The sequence below is a fragment of the Bartonella sp. MR100HLJHH genome, assembly GCF_042194215.1.
GTDB lineage: Bacteria > Pseudomonadota > Alphaproteobacteria > Rhizobiales > Rhizobiaceae > Bartonella > Bartonella grahamii.
This window is the reverse complement of sequence record NZ_JBHIMR010000102.1, coordinates 1-642: the sequence shown is the minus strand read 5'-3', so window position 1 is coordinate 642 and position 642 is coordinate 1. Positions and strand designations below refer to the sequence as shown.

The following is a 642-nucleotide window of genomic DNA, read 5'->3' as shown; positions in this document are numbered from 1 at the left end:
CCCTTGTTTCATTCTGTCAAGAAGCACGATCCAGGAGCAGGGGATGCGGAGCCACAATTTGCCAAATTTACCGGCACACTCAGTGTTATGACGCCTTTTAAGGTAGGGGGCTTTGACTTTATACTGAGCAATCTTTTGAGTGGTCAATATTCACCGCATAATTTACTGGGTGCTGAGCAGATTTCGTTGGGGGGCGCCTCCAATGTTCGTGGCACGCGTGAGAGTTTGCTTTTTGGCAATAACGGTTTTTTTAGCCGGAATGATTTGTTGCTACGCACCATTCCGTGGAGCAATCACGCGACCTTCAAAAAGGTTTTTGGTGAACTTCGCCCTTATGTTGGTTTGGATTATGGGCGTGTTTTTGCACAACCCTTGTATGGGATTAAGAGTGATCAGCTTGCCGGTTGGACAGCAGGTGTCAAGCTTGCGGGGGGCATGGTCTCTCTTGATGCCAGTTATTCCAGTATTTTTTGGAGCACAGTTAAGCACAAAAAATCAGGAACATTTTTTATGACATTAACAATGGAACTTTAAGCATTGTTTATTGGGGAGTTAAAGTATGAGATATGAGAAGAGAGCAGAAAGAGCAGCTTTATTAGGTGTTTTGGTCTCCAGTACGATGCTCAAAAAGGTTTTATTTGG

General features: G+C 44.2%; 1 protein-coding gene. It reads left to right on the top strand.

Translation table 11 applies throughout. From position 1 onward, the window contains the following. Positions 1 to 534 (top strand): ShlB/FhaC/HecB family hemolysin secretion/activation protein (locus ACFIJ7_RS09760; RefSeq protein WP_375645215.1); only part of this gene is annotated, 534 nt, incomplete at its 5' end. Positions 535 to 642 lie beyond the last annotated feature (108 nt).